The following is a 3,680-nucleotide window of genomic DNA, read 5'->3' on the forward strand; positions in this document are numbered from 1 at the left end:
GCCCTGATTGTTCCATTCGGGTACGTCGGCGCGCGGTCCGATCTGCATCCAGCCGACCGCCTGGCCATCCTCGAATGCCAGCAGTCCGGGCGGCGGGCCGGCCTCGATACGCGCCTTGATGTGGTCCTTGTTGCGTTCCCGGCTGCTCTCGCGGCGCATCGCCGGCGCCAGCCGGAAATGCGTGCACCAGCAGCCGTAGCAGGCGCCTTGCTTGCCGAAGAGGTCCTCGAATTCAGCCCAAAGCTCGGGTGCAAGCGGCGCTATGGTCGTGCTCATGCGTTCTCCCCAGGCCAGCCTTGTCGCTGGCCTTGCACTGTCGTACCATTGCTTCTGTTCTCTTTATGTTCGCAGCGATGGCGGCCCCTGTCAACAATCCCGATCACGGCTTTTGCCGCGACTGCCTGACGTTTCAGCGCAGCCAGGCGCGCCGCTGCGAGCGCTGCGGTAGTCCTCGGCTTGTGCGTCATCCAGAGCTTTACCGGCTGCATCTGGCCCATATCGATTGCGACGCCTTCTATGCGGCGATCGAAAAGCGCGACAATCCGGCGCTCAAGGACAAGCCGCTGATCATCGGCGGCGGCAAGCGCGGCGTCGTCTCCACCGCATGCTATATCGCCCGCATCCAAGGCGTGCGCTCGGCCATGCCGATGTTCAAGGCGCTCGAAGCCTGCCCGGAGGCGGTGGTCATCAGCCCCAACATGGAAAAATACGTGCGCGTCGGCCGCGAAGTGCGCGCCATGATGCAAGCGCTGACACCGCTGGTCGAGCCGCTGTCGATCGACGAGGCGTTTCTCGACCTCGCCGGCACCGAACGGCTGCACGGCCTGCCGCCCGCTGTGGTGCTGGCGCGCTTCGCGCAGGCCGTCGAGAAGGAGATCGGCATCACCGTTTCGGCCGGCCTGTCCTATTGCAAGTTCCTCGCCAAGATTGCGTCTGACTTTCGCAAGCCGCGCGGTTTCTCGGTCATCGGCGAGGCCGAGGCAGTCGGCTTCCTCTCGGCGCAGCCGGTGACCATGATCTGGGGTGTCGGAAAGGCATTCAACGCCACGCTGGAGCGTGACGGCATCCGCACCATCGGCCAGTTGCAGCAGATGGATCGCGGCGACCTGATGCGCCGCTACGGCACGATGGGCGACCGGCTCTACCACCTTTCGCGCGGCGAGGACGTCCGCCGCGTCGATCCCGACCAGGATGCCAAGAGCGTATCGGCCGAAACCACCTTCGACACCGATATCGCGTCGCTGGAGGAACTGGTCGCGGTTCTCAGGGGCCTTTCGGAAAAGGTCTCGGCACGGCTGAAAAAGTCAGGCATTGCCGGGCGCACCGTGGTCTTGAAGCTGAAGACCCAGGATTTCAAGCTGCGCACGCGCAATCGCCAGCTCGGCGATCCGACCCGGCTCGCCGACCGCATCTTTCAGACCGGGGTGGAGCTTCTGCGCAAGGAAACCGACGGCACGAAGTATCGGCTGCTTGGCATCGGCGTCAGCGACCTCTCGGACGACGACAAGGCCGACCCGCCCGATCTGGTCGACATCCAATCGCGCAAGCGCGCCATGGCCGAAGGCGCCATCGACGCCCTGCGCGACAAGTTCGGCCGCAAGGCGGTGGAAACCGGCTACACATTCGGCAAGGGCCGCCACACCCATCCGCCGGAGCCGCTCGAGGATTAGGTGCGCTGCAGATCAATCCTGCTCGTCACCACGCTCTTGCCGGTTTTCGGGTCGGTGTCGATGACGGTCAGCCGCATGCCCTTCTCGCCGCGTTTCTCGACCTTCATCTGCGCCCTTCGGTCGCCATTGACCTCCTTGGCCCAGCGAATGCCCAGGTTGATCGCGTTGCCCGAACGGCTGCCGTTAAGCTGCGCCGGTCCCGTGCGAGAGCCGACATAGGTGCCGCTGTATTTGGCACCGCTGGCCTTCAGGTCCGCGCTGATGGCGCGCGTGACCACGACAAGTCCCCGGCAATTGCCGTCGAGCGACAGGGAGGTCGATGTCGCGTTCGAGCTGAACGTGCAGGACACGTTCACGGTCGGCGCATCGGTGGTGACCTTGACGATACCCTTGCCGGCGAAATTGCCCTTGAACGCCTGGAGAAATTGGGCCTCGTCGGCATGTGCCGCGCCTGCCGCAACCAATAAGCCGCCGGCAAGCGCGAATTGCGCGAAGGATCTCATTGAAGCTCTCCTTGTCGATCTTGAAAAAGGCGGGACGGTCCGCGAGCACGGCTGACCACCGGAACTCAACGCCACTTGCCGTTTCAGGTTCCGCCCGCCACACGACTGTTTTACAACATCCAGCCAGTCGCGACTGGCCCAGAAGAATGCCTTGTGTAGCGATTGCGGCAGAAGCCCTCGCCTGCGACACAGCGCGAATGGCACCCACCCCCTCGATCCCCAAGGCCGGGTTCTGGATGGCACTGTCGATCGCTTCCTTCCTTGGGATGACGGTCGCCGGCCGAGCCACGACAGCGGAGCTCAACGTCTTCCAGGTGCTTGAGTTGCGCTCTGTGATCGGCTTCTTCATTCTTCTGCCGCTGGTGATGATGAGTGGCGGTTTTCGAGCCATGCGCACGCAGCGCCCCATTGCCCATATCGCCCGCAACGTCATCCATTACACGGGCCAGGCGGCCTGGCTCTACGCCCTCACTTTGATCCCGCTGGCGGTGCTGATCTCGATCGAATTCACCACGCCGATCTGGACAGCTATCCTGGCGGTGATTTTTCTGGGTGAAAGGCTGAACCGGCCCAAGCTGGCAGCGATCGGGCTGGGGCTGATCGGCGTGGTGATCATCGTGCGCCCCGGTGTCGGCTCGGTCGACGTGCTGGGTGCCGCGGCCTGCTTCGGCATCTCGGTGGTCACGATCAAATCGCTGACCCGGACTGACAGCGTCGTGCGCATCATCTGCTGGATGCTGATTATCCAGTCGATGGTCGGTCTCATCCCGGCGCTCTATACGTGGCGCAATCCGCCACTGGAGCTATGGCCGTGGATCGTGCTGATCGCTTTCACCGGCATGTCGTCGCATTTCTGTATGGCCCGCGCGCTTGGCTATGCCGATGCGACCATCGTCTCGCCGATGGATTTTCTGCGCGTGCCGCTATCGGCGCTGATTGGCTGGCTGCTCTATAGCGAGCAGATCGATGCCTTCACCGCCGGCGGCGCGCTGCTGATCCTGATGGGCAATCTGCTCAATCTTCAGCGCATGGCTATAAAGCCGGCCGAAGTGGCGGCGTCGTAGTACCCGGCCGTCAGTTCCCTTCGTCGGGTATGTTGAGAAGATGACCGCAGGCTTTGCAATGCACGGCGTCCGGCTCGTGCCGCCGCAAGCCGCACTGCGGACAGGGAAACAAAACCTTGGCTGGCCGGAAGATCGCCTGAGCCAGTCTGACAAACAGCGATATGCCGATGATCATGGTGACGATTGCGGTCAGCTTGCCGGCTATGCCCGGCAGCACGATGTCGCCGAAGCCGGTCGTCGTCACCGTGGCGACGGTGAAATAAAGCGCGTCGACATAGTTTTCCAGACCGGCGCCAGTGCGGAAGAAGAACGTGTAGACGAAGCCGGTGATGACGAACAGGAAGGTCAAAAGGTTGATGACCGCGTGGCTGGCCTCGCGCCACGGCCTCAGGCCGCGCATCTCCAGATGCCGCCAGAGCGAACCGCTGCGCGACAGCGACCAC

General features: G+C 63.4%; 4 protein-coding genes and 1 pseudogene. 2 read left to right on the forward strand and 3 right to left on the reverse strand.

Going from position 1 to position 3,680, the window contains the following annotated elements; genetic code table 11:
* A pseudogene (locus EN749_RS32480) lies at window positions 1-276 on the reverse strand (GNAT family N-acetyltransferase); the annotation flags it as partial.
* 65 nt (window positions 277-341) lie between these two features.
* Between EN749_RS32480 and EN749_RS32485 the strand changes: the two are divergent.
* Window positions 342-1,670, forward strand: coding sequence for a DNA polymerase IV (locus tag EN749_RS32485; RefSeq protein ID WP_127396905.1), 1,329 nt, complete (start codon window positions 342-344; stop codon window positions 1,668-1,670).
* On the opposite strand, the gene EN749_RS32490 is transcribed toward EN749_RS32485, so the two are convergent.
* A complete protein-coding gene (locus EN749_RS32490) occupies window positions 1,667-2,173 on the reverse strand; it encodes a hypothetical protein (protein WP_127396906.1) in 507 nt (168 codons plus the stop codon). The genes EN749_RS32485 and EN749_RS32490 overlap by 4 nt on opposite strands.
* Before the next feature lie 197 nt (window positions 2,174-2,370).
* On the opposite strand from EN749_RS32490, the gene EN749_RS32495 reads away from it, so the two are divergent.
* The gene (locus EN749_RS32495) at window positions 2,371-3,237 is read left to right on the forward strand and encodes a DMT family transporter (protein ID WP_128364700.1); all 867 of its coding nucleotides are present in this window, start codon (window positions 2,371-2,373) and stop codon (window positions 3,235-3,237) included.
* A gap of 10 nt (window positions 3,238-3,247) precedes the next feature.
* Here EN749_RS32495 and EN749_RS32500 read toward each other — a convergent pair.
* On the reverse strand, window positions 3,248-3,680 hold a 433-nt coding region (locus EN749_RS32500), incomplete at its 5' end, for a potassium channel family protein (RefSeq protein ID WP_145991100.1).

This window comes from Mesorhizobium sp. M7A.F.Ca.ET.027.02.1.1 (genome assembly GCF_004022985.1).
Lineage (GTDB): Bacteria > Pseudomonadota > Alphaproteobacteria > Rhizobiales > Rhizobiaceae > Mesorhizobium.

What these genes read in the sequence shown, in the direction of transcription:
- EN749_RS32485 (WP_127396905.1), top strand. Translation starts at nt 342, where the DNA reads ATGTTCGCAGCGATGGCGGCCCCTGTCAACAATCCCGATCACGGCTTT.
- EN749_RS32490 (WP_127396906.1), bottom strand. Translation starts at nt 2,173, where the DNA reads ATGAGATCCTTCGCGCAATTCGCGCTTGCCGGCGGCTTATTGGTTGCG.
- EN749_RS32495 (WP_128364700.1), top strand. Translation starts at nt 2,371, where the DNA reads ATGGCACCCACCCCCTCGATCCCCAAGGCCGGGTTCTGGATGGCACTG.